Source organism: Cohnella lupini (assembly GCF_003386205.1).
In the GTDB taxonomy this organism is placed as follows: domain Bacteria; phylum Bacillota; class Bacilli; order Paenibacillales; family Paenibacillaceae; genus Cohnella; species Cohnella lupini.
Genome location: NZ_QRDY01000009.1, coordinates 120798 through 146155, shown reverse-complemented (window position 1 = coordinate 146155; position 25358 = coordinate 120798). Strand labels below are relative to the sequence as shown.

29 protein-coding genes and 1 riboswitch are annotated in these 25358 nt (G+C 52.3%); of the genes, 24 read left to right on the top strand and 5 right to left on the bottom strand.

What is annotated here, in order from left to right; genetic code table 11:
• Nucleotides 1-62 precede the first annotated feature (62 nt).
• Together DFP95_RS16605 and DFP95_RS16600 are read left to right on the top strand one after the other, a co-directional pair.
• Complete coding sequence (locus tag DFP95_RS16605) at nucleotides 63-404, top strand: ArsR/SmtB family transcription factor (RefSeq protein WP_115993767.1); 342 nt, start codon at nucleotides 63-65, stop codon at nucleotides 402-404.
• On the top strand, nucleotides 405-674 hold the full coding sequence (locus DFP95_RS16600; RefSeq protein ID WP_115993766.1) for a hypothetical protein: 270 nt from the start codon (nucleotides 405-407) through the stop codon (nucleotides 672-674). It abuts the gene before it with no gap.
• A gap of 569 nt (nucleotides 675-1243) precedes the next feature.
• Here DFP95_RS16600 and DFP95_RS16595 read toward each other — a convergent pair.
• Nucleotides 1244-2104, bottom strand: coding sequence for a lipoyl protein ligase domain-containing protein (locus DFP95_RS16595; RefSeq protein WP_115993765.1), 861 nt, complete (start codon nucleotides 2102-2104; stop codon nucleotides 1244-1246).
• Nucleotides 2105-2258: 154 nt separating this feature from the next.
• Between DFP95_RS16595 and DFP95_RS16590 the strand changes: the two genes are divergently transcribed.
• The 10 genes from DFP95_RS16590 (at nucleotide 2259) to DFP95_RS16545 (ending at nucleotide 11511) form a co-directional block, all read left to right on the top strand.
• Nucleotides 2259-3422 (top strand): iron-containing alcohol dehydrogenase, encoded by a 1164-nt coding sequence (locus DFP95_RS16590; protein ID WP_115993764.1) that lies wholly within the window; start codon nucleotides 2259-2261, stop codon nucleotides 3420-3422.
• 213 nt (nucleotides 3423-3635) lie between these two features.
• Complete coding sequence (locus DFP95_RS16585) at nucleotides 3636-4343, top strand: DNA alkylation repair protein (protein WP_115993829.1); 708 nt, start codon at nucleotides 3636-3638, stop codon at nucleotides 4341-4343.
• A gap of 64 nt (nucleotides 4344-4407) precedes the next feature.
• Entirely contained in the window at nucleotides 4408-5694 is a 1287-nt protein-coding gene (locus DFP95_RS16580; protein WP_115993763.1) for an MFS transporter, read from the top strand.
• The gene (locus DFP95_RS16575) at nucleotides 5684-6601 is read left to right on the top strand and encodes a polysaccharide deacetylase family protein (protein WP_115993762.1); all 918 of its coding nucleotides are present in this window, start codon (nucleotides 5684-5686) and stop codon (nucleotides 6599-6601) included. Before DFP95_RS16580 ends, DFP95_RS16575 begins: the two co-directional genes overlap by 11 nt.
• Nucleotides 6602-6718: 117 nt before the next feature.
• Nucleotides 6719-7741: an HD-GYP domain-containing protein gene (locus tag DFP95_RS16570; RefSeq protein WP_115993761.1), complete on the top strand. Its 1023-nt coding sequence runs from the start codon at nucleotides 6719-6721 to the stop codon at nucleotides 7739-7741.
• Nucleotides 7742-8030: 289 nt separating this feature from the next.
• A complete protein-coding gene (locus DFP95_RS16565; protein WP_220376399.1) occupies nucleotides 8031-8870 on the top strand; it encodes a peptidoglycan-binding domain-containing protein in 840 nt (279 codons plus the stop codon).
• On the top strand, nucleotides 8839-9348 hold the full coding sequence (locus tag DFP95_RS16560) for a hypothetical protein (RefSeq protein ID WP_115993759.1): 510 nt from the start codon (nucleotides 8839-8841) through the stop codon (nucleotides 9346-9348). Before DFP95_RS16565 ends, DFP95_RS16560 begins: the two co-directional genes overlap by 32 nt.
• 17 nt (nucleotides 9349-9365) lie before the next feature.
• Entirely contained in the window at nucleotides 9366-10460 is a 1095-nt protein-coding gene (locus DFP95_RS16555) for an MBL fold metallo-hydrolase (protein ID WP_245987702.1), read from the top strand.
• Nucleotides 10461-10532: 72 nt separating this feature from the next.
• The gene (locus DFP95_RS16550; protein ID WP_115993757.1) at nucleotides 10533-11168 is read left to right on the top strand and encodes a hypothetical protein; all 636 of its coding nucleotides are present in this window, start codon (nucleotides 10533-10535) and stop codon (nucleotides 11166-11168) included.
• Between the two features lie 16 nt (nucleotides 11169-11184).
• Complete coding sequence (locus tag DFP95_RS16545; RefSeq protein ID WP_115993756.1) at nucleotides 11185-11511, top strand: MGMT family protein; 327 nt, start codon at nucleotides 11185-11187, stop codon at nucleotides 11509-11511.
• Here the strand turns inward: DFP95_RS16545 and pepT are convergent.
• Complete coding sequence (gene pepT / locus DFP95_RS16540) at nucleotides 11480-12718, bottom strand: peptidase T (RefSeq protein ID WP_115993828.1); 1239 nt, start codon at nucleotides 12716-12718, stop codon at nucleotides 11480-11482. The two genes, DFP95_RS16545 and pepT, sit on opposite strands and share 32 nt — an antisense overlap.
• Nucleotides 12719-12881: 163 nt before the next feature.
• Here pepT and DFP95_RS16535 point away from each other — a divergent pair, with 163 nt between their 5' ends.
• From DFP95_RS16535 to DFP95_RS16525, 3 genes are all read left to right on the top strand, one after another.
• The gene (locus DFP95_RS16535) at nucleotides 12882-13766 is read left to right on the top strand and encodes a DMT family transporter (protein ID WP_115993755.1); all 885 of its coding nucleotides are present in this window, start codon (nucleotides 12882-12884) and stop codon (nucleotides 13764-13766) included.
• Nucleotides 13767-13856: 90 nt separating this feature from the next.
• Nucleotides 13857-15095, top strand: a complete 1239-nt coding sequence (locus DFP95_RS16530) for an MFS transporter (RefSeq protein ID WP_115993754.1) — start codon at nucleotides 13857-13859, stop codon at nucleotides 15093-15095.
• 115 nt (nucleotides 15096-15210) lie between these two features.
• On the top strand, nucleotides 15211-15720 hold the full coding sequence (locus tag DFP95_RS16525; RefSeq protein ID WP_115993753.1) for a hypothetical protein: 510 nt from the start codon (nucleotides 15211-15213) through the stop codon (nucleotides 15718-15720).
• Nucleotides 15721-16022: 302 nt separating this feature from the next.
• Here DFP95_RS16525 and DFP95_RS16515 read toward each other — a convergent pair whose 3' ends face one another.
• Complete coding sequence (locus DFP95_RS16515) at nucleotides 16023-17234, bottom strand: oxalate decarboxylase family bicupin (protein ID WP_115993751.1); 1212 nt, start codon at nucleotides 17232-17234, stop codon at nucleotides 16023-16025.
• A gap of 97 nt (nucleotides 17235-17331) precedes the next feature.
• Complete coding sequence (locus DFP95_RS16510) at nucleotides 17332-18207, bottom strand: AraC family transcriptional regulator (RefSeq protein ID WP_115993750.1); 876 nt, start codon at nucleotides 18205-18207, stop codon at nucleotides 17332-17334.
• A 164-nt stretch (nucleotides 18208-18371) separates the two neighbouring features.
• On the opposite strand from DFP95_RS16510, the gene DFP95_RS16505 reads away from it, so the two are divergent.
• From DFP95_RS16505 to DFP95_RS16475, 7 genes are all read left to right on the top strand, one after another.
• Nucleotides 18372-19760, top strand: coding sequence for an MATE family efflux transporter (locus DFP95_RS16505; protein WP_115993749.1), 1389 nt, complete (start codon nucleotides 18372-18374; stop codon nucleotides 19758-19760).
• A gap of 121 nt (nucleotides 19761-19881) precedes the next feature.
• Nucleotides 19882-20355, top strand: a complete 474-nt coding sequence (locus DFP95_RS16500; RefSeq protein ID WP_115993748.1) for a Dps family protein — start codon at nucleotides 19882-19884, stop codon at nucleotides 20353-20355.
• 132 nt (nucleotides 20356-20487) lie between these two features.
• Complete coding sequence (locus DFP95_RS16495; protein ID WP_115993747.1) at nucleotides 20488-20859, top strand: DoxX family protein; 372 nt, start codon at nucleotides 20488-20490, stop codon at nucleotides 20857-20859.
• Between the two features lie 136 nt (nucleotides 20860-20995).
• The gene (locus DFP95_RS16490; protein ID WP_115993746.1) at nucleotides 20996-21445 is read left to right on the top strand and encodes a MarR family winged helix-turn-helix transcriptional regulator; all 450 of its coding nucleotides are present in this window, start codon (nucleotides 20996-20998) and stop codon (nucleotides 21443-21445) included.
• Between the two features lie 119 nt (nucleotides 21446-21564).
• On the top strand, nucleotides 21565-22515 hold the full coding sequence (locus DFP95_RS16485; RefSeq protein ID WP_115993745.1) for a ring-cleaving dioxygenase: 951 nt from the start codon (nucleotides 21565-21567) through the stop codon (nucleotides 22513-22515).
• Nucleotides 22512-23129 (top strand): alpha/beta hydrolase, encoded by a 618-nt coding sequence (locus DFP95_RS16480; protein WP_115993744.1) that lies wholly within the window; start codon nucleotides 22512-22514, stop codon nucleotides 23127-23129. Before DFP95_RS16485 ends, DFP95_RS16480 begins: the two co-directional genes overlap by 4 nt.
• Entirely contained in the window at nucleotides 23126-23740 is a 615-nt protein-coding gene (locus DFP95_RS16475) for a flavin reductase family protein (RefSeq protein WP_115993743.1), read from the top strand. Before DFP95_RS16480 ends, DFP95_RS16475 begins: the two co-directional genes overlap by 4 nt.
• A gap of 105 nt (nucleotides 23741-23845) precedes the next feature.
• Here the strand turns inward: DFP95_RS16475 and DFP95_RS16470 are convergent, their stop codons facing one another.
• On the bottom strand, nucleotides 23846-24253 hold the full coding sequence (locus DFP95_RS16470; RefSeq protein WP_115993742.1) for an exosporium protein C: 408 nt from the start codon (nucleotides 24251-24253) through the stop codon (nucleotides 23846-23848).
• Nucleotides 24254-24426: 173 nt separating this feature from the next.
• Here DFP95_RS16470 and DFP95_RS16465 point away from each other — a divergent pair, with 173 nt between their 5' ends.
• Entirely contained in the window at nucleotides 24427-24858 is a 432-nt protein-coding gene (locus DFP95_RS16465; protein WP_115993741.1) for an SRPBCC family protein, read from the top strand.
• Entirely contained in the window at nucleotides 24845-25183 is a 339-nt protein-coding gene (locus tag DFP95_RS16460) for an ArsR/SmtB family transcription factor (protein WP_115993740.1), read from the top strand. Before DFP95_RS16465 ends, DFP95_RS16460 begins: the two co-directional genes overlap by 14 nt.
• Before the next feature lie 109 nt (nucleotides 25184-25292).
• Nucleotides 25293-25337: riboswitch (PreQ1 riboswitch) on the top strand.
• Nucleotides 25338-25358 lie beyond the last annotated feature (21 nt).

The following is a 25358-nucleotide window of genomic DNA, read 5'->3' as shown; positions in this document are numbered from 1 at the left end:
AACTAACACATGTAATATTATTATTACAGGTGATAGAAAATAAAAACATGGAGCAATGGCTTATGGAAACGCCCGGAAACAAATGGTTGCAGGTGTTCGAAGCCTTGGCCAATCCCCACCGTCTGCGTATAGTCGCTTGCTTGAGAGTGAACCGGATGTACGTAAGCGAGCTGGCGAGAGAAGTAAGGATGAGCAGGCCGTTACTGTACATGCATTTGCAGAGACTGGAAGCCGCCGGATTGATAACGGGAAATCTGGAGCTGTCCGATGACGGCAAAGCGATGAAGTATTACGAATTGACGGAGTTCGAGTATGTCGTAACACCCGAGTCGATCACGGAGGCGGTCCGGACATTAACGGACAAAGCCGCTCCGGAGACTCCCCATACGAAGGAGGATAATTGAATGGATGAGCATTTTTACGGGTATTTGGGAATGGGCTTCACGTTTATGATTTTACTGGGCGGCATAACGGCCTACAGCATTACGATTCAGCAGCGCAACAAGACGAAGCAAATGCAATTTGCTAGCGACGAGCATTACGCCAAGCTGGTGGAATCCTCCATGGATCTTCAGCGGCAGGTCGTGGAAGGTCAAGACAGATTGTTAGGCGAGTTAGAGGAGATACGGGGAAGGCTAACGTCGGTCGAGAAGCTCCTGAGGGAAGTCGAATAAGAAAAGAAACGTCCGTCATCCATGAAATCCATGGATGACGGACGTTTCTTTTTTGAGGGGACGCGTCAACGCCGAATTAACGAAGGAAGTTAGCTAATTATGATCGCGGCGAGGAGAAAGCGGCGAATTAGCGAAGGAAGTTAGCTAACTATGATCGCAGCGAGGAGGAAGCGGCGAATTAACGAAGGAAGTTAGCTAATTATGATCCCAGCGTGGAGAGAGCGCCACTCGTCGCAGTCGAATCGAGCCGAGATAGTAACGAAATCGGACTAACTCCGCCCGCCGCGGTCGAATCGAGCCGAGATAGTAACGAAATCGGACTATCTCCGCCCGCCGCAGTCGAATCGAGCCGAGATAGTAACGAAATCGGACTAACTCCGCCCGCCGCGGTCGAATGGAGCCGAGATAGTAACCAAATCGAACTATCTCCACCAGCCGCGGTCGAATGGAGCCGAGATAGTAACGAAATAGGACTATCTCCGCCCGCCGCGGTCGAATGGAGCCGAGAAAGTAACGAAATCGGACTAACTCCATCTCCCTCTATCCACCCACTCCGCCCAGCTCCACTATTAACGAGGTAACGGATACCTCGATCCTAGAAGATTGGCCGCATTCCGAATAACATCGGGATGAGGTAGCCGCACTCTCACAAGTTCATCGTTGGAGGAATTAGCCGCGATCGACGAAATGTCGGCGAAGGTCCGGTGCAACGCTAGCTTAAACCTCTCAGTCGCTTCACCATCCTGATCTTCGAAAATGCGCCGTTCCTCCAAACTGGACATCGTAGAGGGAACGACGAGCGGATAAGCGCCGGGCTTGGCGCCTATTCCCGCGCGGTCATAGAACGCTTTGACCAGCTCGGCCCGGGCGATCCCCGATCCGCCCGCTAGAACGAAAGCCTGAATAATCATGGCCTTGACCTGCCTACGTTGGGCAATTCCGCAAAACTTCAAGCCGTCGATATGCAAATCATAATCGCCGGGGCAATAAGAGCCTTCTACTTCTCCTCTATTAACCGTGGCGCCGAATCCGCCAAGCGTCCGACTAATCAATGCGTACATTCGCTCGAAGTCGTCGCGAAACCCGCCGTAAACGGATTTGACGGCCACGGGCATAATCAACGAAAGATTAACCACGCCCGAATCCAGCGGAACGGCCGCTCCCCCTGAATGGCGAACGAGCACCTCGTAGCCTTCGGATTCCAACCAGCGACAAGCGTCCGCGGCTCCCGGTAGCCGGCTATCCCTCGTCCCCATTACGAAGGCGCGCGGATGACGCCAAATATGGCATATCGGCTGACCGCCTTCGCCGACCTGCTTGCACAGCAACTCGTCTATCGCGAATGAATAGCTAACATCCCGGTCGGAAGCCTCGTTCGCGCGGTCCAGCAGAAGCATATTTTCAGCCCAAGTAAAATCATGATCTCTCATCTCATACGCTCCAAATCCGGTTTCAATTACCTGCTATTGTAGAATGGCCGAGGCTTCGCGCGCAAGAACTTGTCTCGGTATGTGCTAGTTTTCCCGCGGAGTGGTACACTAGGGGGGAGCCTTTATCATGAAATACCTAGGAGGGAATAAGAGCATGAACGCTTTTGAATTGTACAACCCGACCAAGCTTGTGTTCGGAGCGGACAAGGTTAACCAGCTAGGAGAACTGATCAAACCTTACGGTAAGCGGATCTTGCTCGTATATGGCGGAGGAAGCATCAAGAAGTCGGGGCTTTACGACGACGTATTATTCCAACTGAACGGAATCGGAGCGACCGTGCGCGAGCTGTCCGGCATCGAGCCGAATCCAAGGCTTACGACGGTGAACAAAGGGATCGATATCTGTCGGACCGAGAAAATCGAGTTCGTGCTCGCGGTCGGGGGAGGCAGCGTTCTAGACGCGGCGAAGGCGATTGCGGCAGGAGCGCTATACGACGGAGACGTCTGGGATTTCACGGTTCACAAGGCGATCATTCAAGAGGCGTTGCCTATCGGAACGGTGCTGACGCTTGCGGCAACGGGATCCGAGATGAACGGAAACGCCGTTATCTCCAATTGGGAAACGAAGCAGAAGCGTGCCTTGGGCAGCAAGCACGTCTATCCGAAGTTTTCGATCCTCGATCCGAAACTTACATATTCGGTGCCCGTCGACCAGACGGTTAACGGCATTGTCGATATTATGTCGCACGTGTTCGAACAATATTTTAGCTTAACGACGGATATTCCGCTGCAGGAGCGGTTCGCGGAGTCGATCCTGCTTACGGTGATCGAGAACGGCGAGAAGGCTCTTGCCGACGGCAGCGATTACGACGCAAGGGCTAACTTACTTCTGGCGGGGACGTACGCATTGAACGGAACGTTGCCCAACGGCGTAACGACGGATTGGGCTACGCACGGAATCGAGCATGAAGTTAGCGCCATCTACGATATCGCGCACGGAGCCGGATTGGCGATTATTTTCCCGAACTGGATGAAACACGTCTACAAAGAACGGGTCGGCAAGTTCGTGCAATACGCGGTGCGGGTGTGGAAAATCGATCCTGCCGGCAAAAACGATAACGAAATCGCGCTGGCGGGCATCGAGGCGACTCGCGAGTATTTTACGCGCATCGGCGCTCCCGCCACGCTCGGAGAGCTCGGCATTAACGGCGAGCAGTTGGAACGGATGGCCGAGGAGGCGACTCAGTTCGGGTCGATCGGTACGTTCAAGCAGTTGGCGAAGGATGACATCGTTAGCATCCTCGCGGCCAGCCTATAACCTGGCATCAACTAAATAAGTCCCGCTCGGATTCGCTCGAAGAATCCGGGCGGGACTTTTTGTTTGCTCATAAGAATAGGAGGCGATACCCATGTTCTGTACGGAATCATCGTCGTTAGAAAGGAAACCGCGAGCCGGGGAGAGAATTAAGCAGTATGAAATCATTCGTATTCGTAATATAAATGGCATAACCTCAAGGAGGAGCTTATGACGATAACGCTAGAGGAAGTCATGGTCGAGCTGGAGGAGATGGGAAACGAGCAGACGAAGAATACGTTTCTTCGCCATGGAGCTTTGGAGCCTATTTTTGGCGTACGCGTGGGGGATATGAAGAGGTTGGTCAAGGACGTGAAGAAAGACCAGGAGCTGGCACGAGCTCTTTACGCTACGGGAAACAGCGACGCGATGTATTTAGCCGGTTTGACCGTGAATCCGAAGACGGCGACGAAAGAAATGCTTCAGGAGTGGGTAACCCAAGCATGCTGGTATATGATCTCTGAATATACCGTCGCTTGGATCGCAGCGGAAAGTCCATACGCGGTTGAACTATCCAGGGAGTGGATCGAGTCTCCCGAAGAACAAATCGCGACTTGCGGGTGGAGCGCGTACGCGAATTATGTATCCATAACCCAAGACCGTCAATTGGATTTGGATGAGATTCGCGCGCTGTTGCTCCGCATAGAAGAAAGCATCCACGAGGAACGGAATCGGGTGCGTTACACGATGAACGCTTTTGTCATCGCCGTCGGCGCTTATGTGGTTCCGCTATTCGAGAATGCTCATAAAGTCGCCGGGAAAATCGGTAAAGTGGATGTCCATATGGGGCAGACCGCTTGTAAAGTACCCCTCGCAACCGAATATATCGAGAAAATCGAACGGATGGGCAAAACGGGCAAGAAGAAAAAAACGTGCATTTGCTAGCGTTGAATTCACCGAAATTGATGGCAATCGATCTTCCGAATAGACGATATGCGGAGGTTATTCCATGAGACAAAGGTTTCTCAATTCCCCGATGATGTACGCGTTCGGGATGCTGGCGATGATGATTCCAAGCCAGGCTTTCAGCTCCTTCTATAGTTATTATTACGTAGACAAGCTGGGACTGAGCATTGGCCTGGCCACGCTGGCTCGCACGATTTTCCTCATTTGGGATGCGGTCAATCAACCGCTCTTCGGTTATTGGTCGGATAGGACCAACACGAAGTATGGGCGACGTCGTCCATGGATCTTCGGTGCGATCCCATTCTTCATGCTGTCTTTCATTCTCGTATTCTCGCCGCCTCAAGGATTGTCCGAAATGGGCTTGTTCACTTGGTTTCTCATAGCCTTGGTCATATACGAGGCGGTGGCGACCGTTATCTGGGTTAATTACGGAGCGTTATTCCCGGAACTGTTCAAGGGGGACCGACTTCGAGCCAAAGCTTCGGCGGTGCAGCAAGGCTATCAGATCGTCGCCTTGCTGATAGGTACGGCGCTAACGCCTATCTTGTTCGATGCTATGGGCTTCGGCAAGATGTCCATCATCTACGCGTTAGTATTCGGCGTTCTAATGCTGATCTTCCTGAGAAACGTGAAGGAAGACGAGCAGGCCATGTTATCCCCGCAGCTGGGATTCAAAGAGGCATTCCGTGAAACGTTCAAGAACAAGACGTTCTGGCTCGTCAATATCGCCAACTCTTTCGCCCAAACCGTCAATGGATTGCTGAGCTCGATGATTCCCTTTTACGCGAAATACGTGTTGAAAGTTCCCGAAGCCCAGAATGCTATTCTTCTAGGCTCGATATTCGTCTCGGTCATTCCGCTCGTCGCCGTCTGGTTCTGGTTAATTCGTAGATTGGACCCGGTAAAGGGTTGGAGATTGTCGTTCGTCGCGTATGCATTATCGGTTATTCCCTTATGGTTCGGCACAAGTCTTGTAAGCGGAATCATTGCGGGGGTGTTGGTAGGCTTCGGACTGGCCGGCTTCCTCGTTACGCCGCCGATCGTGAATAGTATCATCATCGATCAGGATTTCGCGAAGACCGGTAGCAGGAGGGAAGGGATATATACTGCTGTCAGCGGATTCATCACGCGTTCGAGCGGGTTGATTTCCGCCTTGGCCTTCTTGATAGTCGGCATCATATTCGGTTACGAGGACGGGGACAACCCGGGTCCTGATCCTGAATCCACGTTCCGCTACTTAATAAGCGTCGTTCCGTTCGGCCTGCTTGTCGTCTCTATCTTCCTATCCTTCTTCGTCAAAATAGAAAGGAAACCCGCCGATGAATCCTAGGTATCTGATTATTAACTGCGATGATTTCGGACAAAGCAAGCCGATGAATGAAGCAATCATGCAGCTGTTGGAGGAACGAAGGGTTTCGTCGGCGACTTTGATGGCCCCGGCTCCCGGTTTCGAGGAAGCCGCGGACTGGTGCAAGAGAAAAGGGCAGACGAATGTCGGATTGCACCTTACGCTGACTAGCGAGTTCGACGCCGTAAGGTGGGCGAGCCTGACCGGGCATCCATCGCTTCACGACGAGAGCGGACATATGCACAAGACGGTCGAGGCGTTCGAAAGACATGCCGATACGGGAGCCGTCATGAAGGAGCTGGCCGCCCAATATGAGGCGCTTAGGCGATTCGGCATTCAACCGACTCATGCCGATAATCACATGGGGAGCTTATATGGGATGGCTACGGGGAGAAGCCATATTCCTCAAGTATTGCGGCAATGCGCGAAGTGGAAGCTGCCCTTCCGATTGTTTCGGAAGGTACACCCTGCGGATCCGCTGTTGTCATCCATTCCCGGAGTCGAAAGAATCGTCGCGAAAGCTTCTTCCCTGGCCGGAGTGATGGGCGTTGCCATTCCCGACTATCTCTTGTCCCATCCTTTTCACATCGAGGAGGGCGAAACCTACGAACTATTTAAACAATCCATGATTGGGAAAATGTACGATCTTCCGGAGGGGATCAGCGAAACCTATATCCATCCGGCCGTCGAGGACAGCTTCATGCTGGAACGGGTGCCTCATTGGGAGAAAAGGGTATGGGAGCATAAACTGATGTTGGACGACGATTTTTCCTACGCGGTTAAAGACGCTGGCATCGTATTGACCGACTATGACTATATTCGCAAGTATGGCCGGGCTTCGAGAATCGGGTCGGCTTTCATTTTGATTCGCGAGCTGTTGAGAAAATAGCACAAGAAAGGCATATCGAATTTTGTAAAATTTTGTGGAAATTTGTCGCGGTTTGAGGTATATTCTGTAAAACGAACCTAGATTGATGTTGATAACGGAGCGGAGCTGACGGGGGAATTGTCTCTTGATCGATTACTTGGCAAAAAGTCGAAGCACGATGTTCTGAATTCGGTAGGACTCCTACTTCTACCAGCGCGGGTAACCATTGACGCGGGATTCATTCGTCTTCTTGAACAGCATCACATCCATGAATCCGATATCCTGGTTATGGACGAAAGATCGGACGGCTTTCCCGTCGAAGCGCCGACGGATATCGTGCGCGAAGCCGCAAGCCAATCCAAGCAGTTGTTCGACCAAGCGAGAATCACGAAGAGACTTCCTTTGAACGAGATCACGAACGAGCTGCTTCCCATCGTTCGGCAAGTGTCGTCGCATCCGGACATCTATCAGTTGTTCGAGTCGGTAAAGGCGAAGGACGAATATACGCACCAGCATAATATAGGAGTCGGCGTGCTGTCGACGCTGATCGGCAGGTGGATGAAGCTCGGCGAAGAGGACCTAGCCCTACTGTCCTTGGCGGCAACGCTTCACGATGTCGGTAAAATCAACATATCGGACGATATCCTGCTTAAGCCAGGCAAGCTCTCGGAGGCCGAGTACGAGGAGATCAAGCGACATACGACGTATGGTCATGAGATCTTGAAGGGAACCGAGGGATTGGACCCGAGGATTGCCTTGGTCGCCCTGCAGCATCATGAACGGATCGACGGACGAGGATATCCCTTTAAGTTATTGGGCCACGAGGTGGATCCGTTCAGCAGAATCGTGGCCGTGGCCGACATTTTTCATGCCATGTCCTCCAAACGGCCCTATCATGAGCCCCTTCCGTTTCACGAGATTGTCAATGAAATGCGCAAAGGCTCCTTCGGAGAGCTCGACCCGGAAGTCGTCTCGGTATTTCTTAAGATGATGATTCGTCACCTCATCGGGAGCAAGGTAAAGCTTACGGATGGCAGATGGGGAGAAGTCGTGTACATTAATCCGCACGACGACGTTCATCCTCTGGTCAGAATCGATGAAACGTTTCTCGACTTGAGCCAAGAACGCCATATTCATATTCAAGAAATCGTCGTCGTATGATCGAGAATTAACGATAAAATGAGTTGGTCGAACAACCCTCGGAGTATTCCGCCCAAGCGTTCAGGACGCGTCTCTTGAGGGTTTTTTTGGCGTGTTCGAGCGAGGTGCTGCGGTTCGCATAACTTTTCCGTGCATAGGAAAACGTAGAGGAGTCGATATACATAGCTTCTCTGCAAGTCAGAAGCGAGTATGGAGAAAGTCGCAAGGAAGTCCGGATAGAAATGAAAATATGGAGATAGTAAGATCGGTGGAAAAAAGCAAAACGACTACGAGGAGGATTTTCGAGCATATGGAAAAAGGAAATAAAAGCGGCGCTTCGCATCGTTCACGGTTCTTATTAACGGCTGGTAAATGGTTCGGCGTAGCCGTACTCGCTATCGCGTTGATGGTAAGCTTGCCGAAAGTCAGCTTGGCGGTAGGTAAAGGCGCGCATGGTCCGGACGTATACGTCATTCAAGGGATGTTGAAATCGCTGGGAAGCTATTCCGGTCCGATTAACGGTTATTACGACACCGCAACGGTTCGAGGCGTGAAATATTTTCAGAAGAAGCATGGCATGAAGGCTACCGGCAACGTGGACAAAAAAACCTTCACGTCGCTCGTATATGCCTATTCGAACAAAAAAATAGGCGTTAGCGGCGGTGGACGAAGCGGCGCTAAGAGTATTGGACGAGCAAAAGGCATCGGCGGCGGCGGTCAAGGCGGCGGTCAAGGTGGAGGAATGGGCAAAGGCGGAGGAATGGGTAACGGTGGCGGTCAAGGCGGCGGTATGGGCAACGGCGGAGGAATGGGTAACGGTGGCGGTCAAGGCAACGGTGCGGGCAACGGCGGGGGAATGGGTAATGGCGGAGGAATGGGTAATGGTGGCGGTCAAGGGCAAGGAATAGAGGAAGAAGATCAAGAAGGTCAAGACAAAGCCAGAGAAGAAGATCAAGGCAAAGCCAAAGAAGAAGATCAAGGCAAGGCTAAAGAGGAAGAAAAAGGCGAGATCAAAGAAGAAGCTCCGGAGAAGGTCAAAGAAGACAAAGGCAATGGCGGCGGTGGCGGCGGCAATCTGCAGCCTCAATCGACCCCGGAAAAATCCGAAGGGTCCGATATTGGCGGCGGCAAAGGCAAAGATTCGGACTAACGCGAACGAGAAATTAAAGAACGCTTCGTCTCTTTATGGGACGGGGCGTTTTTTGACGTGTTTGGTGAATGAGGCACTTTTGGAGGAAATAGAGCAGCGCCGCCGCTTTAAATCGATGAACGAGGCACTTTTGGAGGAAATAGAGCAGCGCCGCCGCTTTAAATCGATGAACGAGGCACTTTTGGAGGAAATAGAGCGGCGCCGCCGCTTTAAATCGATGAACAAGGCACTTTTGGAGGAAATAGAGCGGCACCGCCGCTTTAAATCGATGAACGAGGCACTTTTGGAGGAAATAGAGCGGCACCGCCGCTTTAAATCGATGAACGAGGCACTTTTGGAGGAAATAGAGCGGCGCCGCCGCTTTAAATCGATGAACAATGCCCCGCCGAGCCCCCATCGAGCATGTTCCCATTTGCAATTTGGCGTTAAATTTCATAGTGTTAAGTCGTACAAGAATGTTGCCGAACGATGGCCGTGAAAAGAGGAAGAGAGCCCTTGTTAATCGCAATTATTATCTTAGCAGCCATCCTGTTGACCGGATATCTGGTGCTGAAGTATTATCCCGCCCTTGGGGGCAGGCAGTCAGAAGCGAGTGTACGCCGCATGGAAGCTTCGCCCAATCGTTCGCAAGGAAAGTTCTTGAACCAAATTCCGACGAGCATGAACATGGGCGTTAGTCAGACGGTTAATGTTCTGATCGAGATGATTAAAGGGAACCCGAAAGGAAAGCCGAGCTCTCCTCTGCAGGCCGTGCCGTTAGAACTCGACAGCTTGCTTTCCGCGGATATAGATTCCGTGACCTGGTTCGGCCATTCTGCGATTCTCATGCGCTTAGACGGCAAAACGCTATTCATCGACCCGATGCTGGGCCGTACCCCGTCTCCTTTTCCCATCTTCGGCGGCCGTCGTTACAGCGATCGCTTGCCTGACGAGATCAACGAATTGCCTTCCATCGACGCGGTTATTCTCTCCCACGACCATTACGATCATTTGGATTACGGTTCCATTAAAGCGTTGATGCCGAAGGTGAAAAGGTTTATCGTCCCGCTGGGTGTCGCGGCCCATTTGATTAGATGGGGAGTTAATCCAGGCATCATCACGGAGCACGATTGGTGGGATGACGTAGAGTTCGAAGGGATTCATTTAACTTCCGCTCCGGCGCGCCATTTCTCGGGTAGAAGCATGGGGGATAGGAACTCGACGTTATGGTGCTCGTGGATTATTCAAGGTCGCAAGGCTAAGATTTTCTACAGCGGCGATAGCGGTTATGGACCTCACTTCAAGGAAATCGGCCATAAATACGGCCCGTTCGATCTCACGCTCATGGAATGCGGGCAATACGACGAGCGCTGGCAGGCGATTCACATGCTGCCCGAGGAAACGGTGCAAGCCAATCAGGACGTCGGCGGCCGCGTGATGATTCCCGTCCACTGGGGTGCTTTTACGCTTGCGATGCATGATTGGACGGACCCGGTCGAACGCGCGACTAAAGCCGCGAAGGATCGAAATGCGGCGATAGCCACTCCGAGAATAGGGGAGACCGTCGTCATTGGAGCGACGTCCTTCCCAACGCTGTCCTGGTGGAAGTAGGGGGAGCCGAGGTATATCGCCCATAAATATGCTAGAATGAGCTTACATGTCTGTCAATTGGAGGAGTACGCGATGAATGATTTTTCCAGCACGGAAAATGGGCTTCAAGCGACCTTGCAGAGCGACGACAACAAGAGAATTAGCCATTACGAAAGCATAAGGCAGGATATAAGAGAAGAGATAAAGCTGCGAATACGCCAGAGGGACAAGTTCGCCGCGCAAATGGTCGCGCTGCTAACGCTGATATTCGCATTCTCGTTCACGGAAAGAAGCGGCGCTCTGGCGCTGGCCGTCGCTCCGTTCCCTTCCGTGTTCTACACGTGGATGATTCTGCACAGCTACAGAAAGCAAGATTGGCTGAACCGTTACATGCGAGAGGTAGTCGAACCTGAATTAACGAGATTGTGCCGATTGGATCCTGCGCGGGAATGGGAAACTTATCACCATGCGGCAAGGGGAAGATCCGGAACCCGGAGATCCTTCTTCCTCTGGGCGATGTGGGTCGTTAACGCCGGATCGATGACCTATCTCTGGTTTCAAGCGGAAACCGGGTTCCGGCCGGTCTTCTATGCGATCGCGGGGGTTTACTTAACGGCGACGATTTGCGCGACCGCAATCTTCGCGTTCGATACGCCGGGGCGGAGACATAGCAGGCACAAAGGAACAAACGCGGCCTATGCTTCGGCTACGGGAGCATATTTATCTTAGAAAGCAGGGCAGAGGAATGAACCCGTTTACGGAACGAGTCGTCGAGATTATCAAGAGCATACCGGAGGGCTTCGTCATGACGTACGGGCAAATCGCGGAATGCGCGGGAAGCCCGAGAGGGGCCAGGCAGGTCGTGAGAATCTTGCATTCGCTAAGCGCGAAGCACGGGCTACCTTGGCATAGAGTCGTTAACGCTAGAGGAGAGATCGCGATTCAAGAGGGAGAGGGGAAGTATATGCAAACCCTGTATCTGGAGAACGAGAACGTCGAGATCGGATTAGGCGGACGCATCGACCTCGACGTCTATCGGTTTACTCCGCCGCCCGACTCTCGAAAAGCTTAATGATCTCGATGATCACGTTCGTAGCCTTGATCATGGTATCTACGGATATGTATTCGTATCGGCCGTGGTAATTCTCGCCGCCCGTAAAGATGTTCGGCGTCGGCAATCCCATGTAGGATAGCTGAGAGCCGTCGGTACCCCCGCGAATCGGGCGAATGATCGGCTCGATCCCCAGACTTACCATCGCTTGATGGGCAATATCGACGATTTCCTTCACCGGCTCGATTTTCTCGCGCATATTGAAGTACTGGTCCTTAATCTCGAGCAAGATTCGCTGTTCCCCGTAAGTTTCCTGCAATTCCTCGACGATAGCCGTCAGTTCGGTTTTCCTCGCCTCGAATCTTTCCCGATCGAAGTCCCGGATGATGAAGTGCAGTTTAGTCTCTTCCACGTCCCCTTGAATGGAAATGAGGTGGAAGAAGCCTTCGTAACCGTCAGTGTATTCCGGAGCTTCTTCAGCCGGAAGCCGGTTGCTGATTTCCATCGCGATCTTGGCGGAGTTGATCATTTTTCCCTTGGCGGTACCCGGATGAACGATTTTGCCCGTGCAAGTGACTCGCGCCACCGCCGCATTGAAGCTCTCGTATTGAAGCTCGCCTAGAGGTCCCCCATCCATCGTATAAGCATAGCTGGCATCAAAGGCTTTCACGTCGAAACGGTGAGGCCCTCTTCCTATTTCTTCGTCCGGAGTGAACGCGACCCTGACCCGTCCGTGCTTGATTTCCGGGTGCTTGATCAAGTAAGCCATGGCGGTCATGATCTCCGTTATTCCGGCTTTGTCGTCGGCTCCGAGCAAGGTCGTTCCGTCCGTCGTGATGAGAGTCTGTCCCTTGTATTCGGCCAGCTCGGGAAACTCCCGTGGAGACAGTACGACGTCTTGCTCCCGGTTAAGAACGATATCCTGACCGTCGTAGTCTTCCACAACCCGGGGTTTAACGTCTTTGCCCGAAATTTCGGTAGCCGTATCGATATGAGCCAGGAACCCGATAGTGGGGATGGATTTATTCGTGTTGGATGGAAGGGTGGCCATGACGTATCCGTTGGCATCCATGGTAACTTCCTGCATTCCGATTTGCTTCAGCTCGTCAACCAGCATCCGTCCAAGGGCAAGCTGACCTTCGGTCGTCGGACAGGTTTGGCTGCTTTCGTTGGATTGCGTATCGACTTGCGCGTAGGTTTTGAATCTTTCTATAATCTCGTTCTTCATTTCGGTCATTATCGTCAGCTCCTTGATGCTATTTTACCAAAGATCCGGTCGGGATTGAAATGATGTTCGAAAGTTTGCCGCGGTTGGGAGCGGGGTTGGATGGCGGCCGAAGCGGGGAGGGGGTATACTATTCCATATCCACGCTTAGAAAGAAGGATCACCATTGCCGCGTCTCGCCTATATCGCACTTATACTGCTCAGCCTTATTTGGGGCGGATCTTTTTATTTTATGAAAATATTGCTGAACGACTTCGGACCGTGGACGATCTCCTTCCTGCGCTCGGGCTGCGGGTTGATCGTCGTTACCGCCGTCATGCTTGCGTTCAGGAAGCCGTTCGGATTCCGGACGATTCCGTGGTTGTCGGTGATCGTAATGGCTTCGATCAATACCGCCATCCCGTGGACTCTGATCGCTTACAGCGAAACGCATTTGAGCAGCAGTCTGGCTTCCATCCTGAATGCCGCGACTCCGGTATGGACGATCGTCGTCGGAATCGCTTTGTTCAGACATAAGTCTACCCGCAATCAGTGGATCGGTGTAGGAGTGGCCACCATAGGGCTGCTCGTCTTGCTCGGGATCAAACCGGGATCGTTCATCTCCGTAGATCCTGTCGGTCTGGTCTGCATGATAGGCGCGACGATCTGTTATGCTATCGGTTCCCAATTGTCCAAGAAGCTTCTAACGGGATATTCGATGTACCAGATTAGCTTCGGCACCTTGCTCACGAGTATGGTCGGTAGCGGTAGCTTCGCCTTTGCCACCGAATCGATCGATGCGGCGGATCTCGTATCCGCGTCGAACCTCCCGATGATTATCGGTTTGGGGGCTTTCGGATCCGGATTCGCTTATATCTTGTTCTATTACATGGTGCAGAAGGGGAGCGCCGAGTTTGCCTCCATGGTCACGTATTTGGTCCCGGGAACGGCTTTGATTTGGGGATTCACGCTGCTTGACGAAGAGATTAAATGGAACATGCTGTTAGGTCTGTTTATCATTCTGGGAGGCGTGTTCTTGGCCGGCAGGAAGAGCAGGAAAATGGCGGGATAGCGGGCGGGAGGTTCCGTTGTATTGATCTTGATTCCTTTGGGGTAGTTTAATACGGTGTTTCGAACAAAGCCGTACCTAAAGGAGAAGCGCATGGGCAACGATTACAAACCGGCTCGCATAGGAGAAAATCGCAAGCTAGACCGACAGACCGTGCTCTTGCTGGCGGTTAACGTATTGTTCTTAACGGCAACGGCATTATCGGCTACCTTTCTCGGGGTATATATTTGGAAAGCGACGAACGATTTCGTCGTGATCGGTTGGTTTACGTTGCTAACCCATCTTTCCGCGGCATTGACTTTCTGGATCGCCGGCAACGGCGTCAAGGAAGGGAACAAGATGATTTGCCTAAGGATCGGAATAGGCGTATCCGCGCTGTTCTACGCTATCGTGCTCTTGCTTGGCAAGAACGCTTTTCATTACATAGAATTGCTGGGGGTCGTGCAAGGAATAGCGAACGGTTTATTTTGGATCGCTTTTAACGTGATTTATTTCGAATTGACGAATGCGGATAACCGGGATCGGTTTAACGGTCTGATCGGCGTATTCGGTTCGCTTGTCGGAATGGTCGTTCCGTGGTGCTCGGGCGTCCTCATCTCTTCGATAGGCGGCGAGAAAGGATATCGCCTAATCTTCCTGATCTCGTTCGTTATTTTCATAGCGGGGATGGGCTTGAGCTTCCTTGTTCGCAATCGCCGCACCGACGGCAGCTATGATTGGTTCTTGACCCCGCGCGTCTTGCGCAAGCCTAAGACCCCGTGGTTGCCCGTCTTCGCCGCGCTTGCCGGACAAGGGGTTCGCGAGAGCGTATTCGGCTTGATGATCGGTTTGTTGGTCTATATCAGCACGGGCAGCGAACGGCGGCTAGGAAGCTTTACGTTGATCGTATCCGCGGTGGCGTTCATCGGCTTCTACGCGGTCGGCAAATGGTTGAAGCCGGTATGGCGAAGCAAGGGGATGCTGATAGGCACGATCGTCATGACGGCTGTTATCGTTCCTTTCTTTACCGGCGTGACCTATACGACATTGTTGATATTCGGCATCGGTGCTTCGTTGTTCTTCCCGTTGTTCGCGATACCTATGACATCGGCGGTGTTCGATTTAATCGGCTCGAACGAAGATAGCGTTCGTCAACGGGTTGAATACGTGGTGATGAGGGAACTGGCCCTCAACGCCGGACGAATCGTCGGAATGGTATTGTTCATCGCGACGTTGTCCTGCAGCCGTGCCCCGCTGGCCATCCATATTCTGCTGCTCGTGACGGGCAGCGCTCCGCTGCTGAGTTGGCGGTTCATTCGTAATTTGCTTATTCCTCAGCACAAGCAGGGTTGATCGCTCAGTCAATCGTCGCTTGATTGCAGTTCGCGAGAATAGGTTGGTATGAAGCGGAATATAATGTAAGCGCAATCATATTGAGGCCTATTCCATGACATAGGGGGCGATAGCGATGGGAACGCGTTTACTATCGGAATATTTAATCAAGAAGCATCATCCTCAGCTCAGATACGTAAGAGTTCATACAAGTGGAAAGAACCAGGCCACTTTATATGCGTGGAATGACGATTTACAGTTGCCGGAGAGGGACGTCGATACCTTGAAAAGGTTCGTGTCCGGTTATTTGCCGCCGCATGTGTGTTTTCAAATCAAGGCGTATTCGATGGTTCAGATGGACGGTGTGCCAAGGGAGTACGATCTGCCGGAATCGATCGTTCGAACGGCGATGAAGCGGGAATTGGACCAATACGGCATCGTCGCCAGCATCAACACCATGCTGGATAGCGGAGGAATGGCGTTCAGCAGGTACGATTTCAATTCGGGGACGCTGTATTTCAACATTCACATGACGACCGTATTGATGGATATCGAGAAGGAGCTCATTCGCATGTACTTGTCGGAGATTATTCCGCTGGGCTCCAAATGCAACGTGCAATTCGAGTATAGCTTGGCAGCGCGATAAGGCGTTCGGAGCGTCTGGAATGTACAAGCTTGGATGAAGCTGAAGAAGAGACTGCCCGTTAAGCTCGGATGAGCTTGCGGGCAGTCTCTTCTGTTCGCAACGGTGGAGTTAGCGTATGCGTCGTGGCCGCGCTAATTCGGCTGAAAGCGGCTTGTTCGTCGATTTAAAGCGGTATCGCCGCGCTAATCCGGTCCGAAGCGGCTTGTTCGTCGATTTAAAGCGGTATCGCCGCGCTAATCCGGTCCGAAGCGGCTTGTTCGTCGATTTAAAGCGGCATGGCCGCTCTAATTCAGTCTAGGCAACTATAGAGGCGAAGGTAACGGCGATGGGAACTGCGCGGGAAGCGGATACTTGACGACCGGCCACTTCTGCTTGCGAAGGGCTCCCATCAACTCGGGACCTACGTGCAGATTGTTGGCCACGAGCGGATACGGAGTTAACGCCATCCATTGGTTTAACGACACGTCCGCGAAGCGGTTGCTCTTGAACATCTCCAGAAACCATACGCTCGTATTCCCCGTGTTCTGCACGTAGTGACCGAATGCGAACGGTACGTAACCCACGTCTCCGGCCCGATAATCGAAGGTGCGGGCGGTGCCTTCGCCCCCGAATACGGTCATGCGCGCCGTCCCGGACAAGTAATATTGCCATTCGTCGTTATTGGGATGCCAGTGCATTTCCCTCATCCCGCCGGGTTTAATCTCCACGAGCGCGGCGGCTATCGAGGTAGACGCCGGGAAGTTGGACGAGTCGACGATCCGGACGGTTCCCCCGGGCGTGACGATCGGTTCCTGAGCCAGCAAACGATGGGTCAAGCTCAGGGGAACCGTTCCCATCGGGTCTTCGACCTTCTGGCTCTCGATCGGACCGGGAACGCTATCCTGATAGATGTAGCGCTGATGATTCGGAATTCTCGCAAAGGCGCTCTCTGGGACTCCGAAATTGGCCGAAAGCACTTCCTTCGGCGTATGCGCGAACCAGTCGGAGAGAGTGAGGGTGTTGAGATCGGAGAATGCGCCATCGTCGAATACGAGCAGGAATTCGCAACCTTCCTCGAGGCCTTGAATGGAATGCGGAATTCCCGGCGGGAAAAACCAAAGATCTCCCACGCCGATATCCCCGATAAAGTTTTTGCCGTTCTGATCGACCGCGGTAACGCGAGCCCGACCCAAGATCACGAATGCCCACTCCGCTTGCTGATGCCAATGCATCTCGCGGACTCCTCCGGGAGTCAGCTTCATGTTCACCCCGGCTAACGTCGTGGCGATAGGCAGTTCCCTTTCCGTGATCTCCCGCGACCAGCCCCCGTGATTTAATTGCATATGGGTGTCCGAGAAGGAAAATCTCATATTCGGCATGGATCCGGCATCGGTCGTCGGGGAAACCAACAAATCGGGGTTCTCGAGATCCCGCATGACGTCGCGGGGACCTTCGTCCGTCGCTCCCGCGCCGTCTTTGCGGATGGGCTGCGGAACGACGCCGTTCCAAAAGGGAATCCGAGGGTCGTTTGACATAACACCATACTCCTCTCAACGAGATCGATGAAGAGAAATCTCCATCATCATTGTAGTAAGGTATGAACGAGATCCGGCGCTAATGTCTGATTTACCTTTATGCGAATCTCTGCCGGTATTGCCGGGGCGAGATCCCTTCCGTTCTGAGAAAGCAAGAACTGAAATAGGCGGCTTGGTTAAAGCCGACCTCCTCGGCGATTCGCGCTATCGTGTAATCGGTTTGCATGAGGAGCAGCTTGCTTTGCTCGATCCGATAGCGAAGCAAATAATCCATCGGCGACAGTCCGTACTCCTTGTTCATGCATCGCGCGATGTAGACCGGATGGAAATTCAGATTTTCCCCAAGGGCGTGGGCTGTGATATTCTGCTGATAATGGCTACGTAAATAGGCTGCGGCTTGTTCGGCGCAAATCGTTGCGGGAGTGGAGCGACCGGAATCGATGCTGGAGGATAATTGCCCGATCGTCTCTTGGAAGAGGATCTGCTGTTTAAGCCGGGAAGCGCTCAAATGACCCTCGGGGCCGAGAGCTTTAATCTGCATTAATGTTTCCTCCAGCTTGCCCGGCTGTGCAACCTGCGTGAATTGAGGCAAGCCCAGGGGGAACGTCCTTGCATCGAACTGCTGCGATTCGACGATAGCGTCGTAGGGCTCCGGCGTTCGCCGAGGCGGCACGGTATCCGTCACCTTCCAATGTCCGGTCGTCTGGAAATGGAGCCAGTAGTATTCGGTCGGCTCTCTGCAAGCTTCCGTCGAGTAGTGGTAACAATCGGGACGAAGGACGAGAGCGGAGCCTGCCTTCACCTCGTATCGCCGCTCTTCCTCTCCCATGTAGAGACAGCCCCGGGTGACCGCCAGAAGATCGAATACCCGAATGTTGCGTCTGCTCACATGCCTTTCGCCGGCACTGAACCCATTGTGTCCGCAGGCAATGAAATGGAGCAACGGAGGTACGGTGAATTCAAGTAAATTCAAATGCCAGCACTCCTCGATTAAGTTTGTAAATTGAAAGTTTCGGTTTGAAAACTAACACATCATTTTCGATATTCCTACTATAATTTGTTTTGGATATGAAGTCGAACCTGAGCATTAATGTAAAATATAGAAGTCGCATCTTGTAACGACCGGGAGTTGGAATTATGAAATCCGAAATTAATAAATTCGGTTTATGGGCTTTGGCGTGGCCGATATTCATCGAAGTTTTCCTCCAGACTCTACTAGGAACCGTCGATACGATCATGGTCAGCCGAATATCGGATGATGCGGTCGCCGTCGTCGGATTGGCCGGACAGCTGCTTAACGCGCTAACAACCGTCTTCATGACGATCGCGGGCGGAGCGGGTATTCTCATCGCCCAGAAGATAGGGGCCAAGAAAGGCGAGGATGCCCGAACGATCGCCATTATGGGCTTAACCGTTAGCACGGCCATTGGAATCGGGATTAGCATTCTTTTGATCGTCCAATCCCATGCGATAGCCGGGCTGCTCAATTTGTCCGAGGAGCTGCTGCCGTTGTGGGATGTATACGTATCGCATATCGGCGGAGGGATGTTCCTCACGGCCATGATAGCCGCGATGAGCACGGCCATAAGAAATACAGGCAATACGACAGCGCCGATGTACACGGGAATCGCCATGAACATCCTGCATATCGCGTTGAATTACGTACTCATATTCGGAGCGTTCGGATTCCCGGAATGGGGGCTGTTCGGAGTAACGGTGTCGGGCAACATTTCCAAGTTCCTTGCCGCTCTAGTTTTATTTTACGTATTCGCCTATTCTTTCGAACGTAAAATCCAATTCCGCGATCTGCGGATATTCGATCCGAAGCTGTTCAATGAAATCATTCGTATCGGATGGCCGCTCGGCGTCAACATGTCGGGCTGGGTTTTCTCGCAGTTGGCTATTTACTCCTTCCTGGCTATGCTCGGAGCCAAAGAATTGGCCGCAAGAACGTACATGAACACGATGGAATCGTTCTGTTTCATGCTCGGATACGCGTTGGCTTTGGCCACGCAAATCCAAGTCGCTCACCTCTATGGAGCATCCAAGACGCACGAGGCGTATTCGGGAGCTTTCCGCGCGCTTTACATCGGGCTCGCCGTCGTGACGGCAAACGCGTTGCTGCTCTTCCTTCTTGGAAGTCATATGCTCCGCATGTTTACGACCGATCCGGCCATACTGGCGATGGGACAGTCGTTGCTAGCCTTGAATCTGATCCTGCAGCCGGCCAAGGAACTGAATATGGCGATGAATAACGCGCTCAATGCGGTCGGCGACACCCGATACCCGATGGTCATAGCCATCCTGTCGATGTCGATCATTGCCACAGGGTGTTCCTATTGGTTCGGGACGCAAGCGGGTTGGGGGTTGATCGGAATCTATTGCTGCATGATCGCGGACGAGCTCATCCGAGGAATTCTGGTTCTGCAACGTTGGCGGGGGAAGAAGTATTTGCTTAAAGCGGAGAAGGGAGCGAACCATAAAACGGGCGGCGAGGCGTTACAAGATACCGCGCTCCCGATCTAAAGAAGTCCCCTTCATCCAATCTTCATCGAACCTTCATGTTATGTTCATGATGGGAACTGATCCTCGTGTTAATATTAATTTATATTTAGATTAAATATAAATTAATAAGGAGGAACAACCCATGACCGCAAACTCAAACGTAATTACGAACGAGAACACGGCGAAGATTAGCGCGGTGCTCAATCAACAGATCGCCAATTGGAACATCCTTCATATGAAGCTGCACAACTTCCATTGGTATGTAAGAGGGCCTCAATTTTTCACGTTACACGTGAAATTCGAGGAATTGTACACGGAAGCAGCCTCGCATATCGACATATTGGCGGAAAGGCTTCTGGCAGTGGGGGGAAATCCGGTCGCCACGCACTTGGAAACTCTCCGCTTGTCTAGCGTCAAAGAAGCCGTCGGCGATGAAGGCGCGGAGCAAATGGCGGAATCCGTTGCCCGAGATTTCAAGCAAGTGGCTTCGGAGCTAGGGGAAGGCATTAAGGTCGCGATTTCGTGCGATGACGAGGATACGGCGGATTTGCTTCTTGGCATCAAAACGGGCTTGGAAAAACACGCTTGGATGCTGAATGCCTTCATTGGAAAATAAGGGATTGACATCGATAAGGGTAGACTATAATATGTGCTTTAAGCAGGCGCAGTTAACCGAATCGTTAACTGCGCCATATTAAGGCTTAATACTGTGCTTAAACAAGCTCAGTTACATGGAGGAGATCCCGAAATGGATGTCGTAGCGATCGTTTTGCAGGGGCTGTTAGGTCTAGTTTTTGTGATGGCTGGTTTCAGTAAAATCTCGGGTACGAAAATGCAAGTCGATTCGTTTAATCACTACGGATATCCGCAATGGTTTCGGGTAGTTACCGGTCTTGTGCAATGGGTCGGCGTCGCGGCGCTCGTCATCGGCTTCTGGGAACCAAGCTGGGCCGCAGTTGGTGCCTTATGGTTAGGCGTTACGATGCTCGGAGGCGTATTGACGCACGTTCGGATAAGGGATACCTTCAAACAAACGCTTGCCGCCATCGTTTTTTTGTTACTGCTAGTCATCCTCTTCATCATTGAATTGCCCGAGTTATCCGATTTTCCCGGCTTCTGACGGGTCGGCAAAGAGAAGGCACCTCACTATCGAGGTGTCTTCTCTTTTAGCTGTTGACAATTGTCTCGATTTATATTATCTTAATATCAAGACATTCGAATTCAAGATAAAAAGGCCGCCGAAGGAGGTGCTGACGATGACGGATAAACCTTATAACCAAGATTCCTTAGACCTCTACATCGCCTTGAACAGGGCGAGTCAATGGATCAACGCCCACGCGGACCGGGACATTCGCCGTTACGGGTTGAACAGAACGGAGTTCGGAGTGCTTGAAATGCTTTACCATAAAGGCTCGCAGCCCTTGCAGCAAATCGGCGGAAAAGTGTTGATGAGCAGCGGCAATATCACGTACGTCGTGGATAAGCTGGAACAGAAGAACTTGGTTAAGCGCAAGGCATCGCAAGAGGATCGGCGCCTCATCTATGCGGAAATCACGGACGAGGGCAATCGGCTGATCGAAGAAGTGTTCCCTAAGCACGCGGACATCATTCGAGAAGCCGTGGGCGGGCTAAGCGAGGAAGAGAAGAAGATCGCAAGCCAACTCTTGAAGAAGCTTGGCAAATACGCCGAGAAGGGCTTTAAATAGCCCGGTAACAGTGTAAGCTGGTTGCGAGAGAATTTCTTCTTTCCGGCATGGATATCTTAACTTAAAGATTCTTTAATTTCATTTAACATAAAAACAGCATTCAAGGGAGATGGATAGAAATGAGACAACAAACGACGGGTATTCACCATGTTACGGCTTTCGTAAGGGACGCGCAGGCAACGGTCGACTTTTATTCAGGCGTATTGGGATTAAGACTTGTGAAAAAGACGATCAATTTCGACGCGCCGGAAGTGTACCACTTGTATTTCGGTAATGAAGGGGGAAGCCCCGGCACGATCATTACATTCTTCCCGTGGCCGACCTCCCGGCAAGGACGCATCGGCGCCGGACAAGTGGGAATAACCACTTACGTCATCCCGGTCGGCACCATGGATTTCTGGCAAGAGAGACTGGAGAAGCTGAACGTATCCGCGACCGTAGCGACGAGATTCGGCGAAACCTTTCTTCAAGCCTCCGACCCTGACGGCCTGCGTCTGGAAATCGTAGAGCGCGAGGAAGGATCTCTTAGTCGCTGGTCCTTCGGAGGAGTACCCGCGGATAAAGCGATCAAAGGTTTCGGAGGTGCCGTATTGTTCAGCTCGGCTCCCGCTAAGACGGCCGAAGTGCTTGAACGGGTAATGGGTCTTGAACCGATCGCCAATGATGGTGAGTTCGCACGGTTCAAGGCTAGCGGAGATCTAGGCAACGTGATCGACGTGAACGTGGAGGCTATGGAGCCCGGAATCGGCGGGGCGGGTACGGTTCATCATATCGCTTGGCGCGCCAAAGACGACGAAGACCATGCGAGATGGAGAAGCCTAGTAGAGGAGAACCAGTTGCATCCTACTCCGATCATTGACCGCCAATATTTCAATGCGATATATTTTCGGGAAGAGGGCGGAATACTTTTCGAAATCGCGACTGATCCTCCGGGCTTCGCGCGCGATGAACCGGCGGATTCGATCGGAGAACGCCTGATGCTGCCGGAATGGTTCGAAGAGCACCGCGAGCAGATCGAAGGGCTGTTGCCGCCTATTCAAGTCAGAGTGCTGGAGGCTGATCGAGGATGAAACATATTTTCAAGCAAGGGTCTGACGTAAAGGCTCCCGTGCTCGTTCTCTTGCACGGGACCGGCGGAACCGAGAACGACTTGCTCCCGCTAGCCGATGCCGTGTCGCCGGAATCTTCGGTAATCAGCATACGAGGCAATGTATTGGAGAACGGCATGCCGCGTTATTTCCGCAGGCTGGCCGAGGGAGTATTCGACTTGGAGGATCTCGTCTTCCGGACTCGCGAGCTTCGCGACTTCCTGGATCAGGTGGCCGTTCAATACGGCTTCGACCGCCATAACCTGGTGGCTATCGGTTACTCGAACGGAGCCAATATCGCCGGAAGCTTGCTTTTCCACTACGAGGGTTCGTTTAAAGGCGCGATACTCCATCACCCGATGGTTCCGATCCGGAACGTGGCTTTGCCCGACTTAACGGGAGTGCCGATCTTCATCGGCGCGGGAGAGAACGATCCGATCTGCGTTCCGCAGGAAACGGAGGAGCTTAGCGGACTACTAACAGACGCAGGCGCATCGGTAACCCTGCATTGGGAACGGTTCGGCCATCGTCTGACCGGCTCCGAGGTAGAGGCGGCCGCGGCTTGGTTCAAGGCTCGATTCGAGGAGCAATTATGAGAATGATCGATCCGGATAGTCAGAGCGAGCAGGACAATTATAAGCTGCTAATCGGGAGCATCGTGCCGCGTCCAATCGCTTTCGTTACGACTTTGTCTAGCGACGGCGTTCTGAACGCGGCGCCCTACAGCTACTTTAATATCGTTGCGGCTAATCCGCCGATGGTGTCCGTTTCCGTGCAAAGGAGAAACGGTGCCCCGAAGGACACCGCGAGGAACGCCATCCAGAACGGAGCCTTCGTCGTCCATATTTCCGACGAATCTTATATCGGACAGATTAACGCTACGGCCGCTAATCTGCCGCCCGAGGAAAGCGAGGTCGCCCTCGCCGGGCTTACTCCGATCGCAAGCGAGAAGATCGCGATTCCAGGCATCGCGGAAGCGAAGATCCGAATGGAATGCGTGCTGGAACGTTCCATTCCGCTCGGTGGCGTAGAAGGCTCCCCGGCATGCGATCTGCTTATCGGACGAATCGTATGCTTTCACGTGGATGAGGCGGTGTCCGACGATAAGCTGCACATCGACGTTCAAGCTTTGAAGCCGGTCAGCCGACTAGCGGGTAAAGCTTATGCAAAGCTGGGCGACATCTTCGAGATCGATCGTCCTAGGTAAGTGAAGATCAGACTATTCGAATGCTCGTTCAATAGAAAAGCCAGCCGCAGAAGGAATTATTCCTTCTCGGTTGGCTTTTTCTCGTTCGGAAGAGGCTAGTCCGAATTAAGCGTAAACGCTAGCCCTAATCTCGATAGGGCCGATGACGGATGCGGATAGCGCAGCGGTGATCTTCTCCACGGATAAAGTGTAAGCGTGAGATCCAGGAGTCGCATTGGCATCTATATGCTGAATGGAGTTGAGTGCGAATTCTTCTACTGCGCTTTCTATTCCTACACGCGAATAATAAATCTCCGTCGTGCCGCGGAAAATACGGAACAAGTAACTGCCGGTGCCCGCGATGCCTTGTATTCCGACTGTGGCAATGATTTCGACGAATCTAGGCACGATATTGGGAACGTCCACGATAACCGTAGCAACACCGAGTCCGGTGGGGGTCTGAGGAATCGGTATGAGTACGCCGCCTGTTATTGGAGTGACTACGGTTGCGTTATAAAAAACGGATTTGGTCATGGTTTTCACCTCGCTTCATGGTTTTGTTTATTTTATGAAAATTCAAGGAGAGGTGATTGGACAAACTATCCGCAGTTTCCCTTATTAGAAAAATTGGCGTTGACATGAAACTATTTGGTTTCCTATAATGAATTGGAAACCAAAAAGTTTCCTATCAGGGAGGAAGTTCTCGCATGTCAGATCAAGCACAAATCCATACTTTACCCGATATTCGTCAGACATCTCTATTTAATGCTCCGGTGCAGAAGGTATGGGCAGCCGTTTCCACGACCGAAGGCATAGCCGCATGGTTTATGCCGCCGATCGGTTTCATTCCGGAAGTCGGGAATGAATTTCACCTCGACGCCGGCCCTTACGGTAAATCGCCTTGCAAGGTAACCGTAGTCGATCCGCCCAACCGGCTCTCTTTTACGTGGGGCAAAGACTGGACGCTTACCTTCGAATTGGAGGAGAAAGGCGATCAAACCGAGTTTACCTTGATTCATAGCGGATGGAATGCGGATATGCAGACCGAATTCGGAGAGCCGCATGACTTGGTCCGCGAGCGGATGAACGGCGGTTGGGTAGGCTTAGTGCGGAAGCTGGGCACTTATGTCGAAGCGTAATCAAGCGGCTTCCTTGCCCAAGCACGACGTGTTTCAAGCGATAGCGGATCCTACCAGACGCGGCCTGCTTCGCTTGCTGGTCGATCAAGAGATGCCGGTGAACGCGATCAGCGGGCACTTCCCGATGACGCGCACGGCCGTCTCCAAGCATCTGCGCATATTAGCGGATGCCGGACTCGTCAAGGAAAGGAAAGTCGGCAGGGAGACGCGGTATCGGTTGGACGCCGATCCCTTGCTGGAATTAAAACGCTGGCTAGCCTTTTACGAGCGTTATTGGGAGAACAAGCTGGAAGCACTCAAGCGTTACGTGGAGTCGGAGGATTAAATCGGGACGGAAAAGGTACCGAACCTTGCATTGGAAGGGCGCGAGTTGTTACAATGTAAGCAATAGAATACAAAATCCGGGAGCGCGGAGGCTTATGGCTGTATGCGACTCGGGAGAGGTTCTAGACACACCCTCTATAAAAAACTAAGGAAGAAGCGGTATCTCCTTGTGACTT